This is a genomic window from Vibrio sp. 03_296 (assembly GCF_002265885.1).
On record NZ_NPKW01000374.1, the window covers coordinates 1 to 571 of the forward strand.

The 571-nt window shown below is 41.2% G+C and carries 1 pseudogene; it reads left to right on the forward strand.

The window, feature by feature from the left end:
• Positions 1–329, forward strand: a pseudogene (locus tag CIK04_RS24755) (FCD domain-containing protein); the annotation flags it as partial.
• Positions 330–571 lie beyond the last annotated feature (242 nt).

Below are 571 nucleotides of genomic sequence, written 5' to 3' on the forward strand. Positions count from 1 at the left end.
CAAACTTTCCCGCGCCCAGAATTTAGACACCACACCAGATTGGACAGAATGGGAAGAGCGCCACACACTTCTCACACCACGTTACTGCAGGCGCTGAAGCAAGAAACATGTTTGATTTCTTTAGAGATCTCGCCAATCAAATTAAACGTTACCGCTATTTTGCTCTCTCCCAACACCAAGGTAATAAGCACTCTCTGTTTGATATTGAAGAGCATGAGATGATCATGAAACTTGCTTTGGCAAAAAATTCTGAAGAAGCGGCGCGCCTTTTAGACAGCCATCTTGATAGTTCGATGAAAATGATTGAAACCGCTATCCAAGCCGCTTAGTTTCATTTTGCAGAAACAAAAAATCGGGGATATTCCCCGATTTTTTTTGTCGTGATGCCCAAACAACTTGAAGCTGCTTTTTCAAGTTGATGCGTTTGCATCTACCAGCCAAAGAACTCTTTGTGATGCGTGTTGAGCAAAAGGATCAACAATAAGAAGTAAATTGCGCTCAATTTAAATCCAAGTACCACTAGGGTTCCAATGGTCAATCTAACTAAAAAATGATTTAACATACTCTGCCT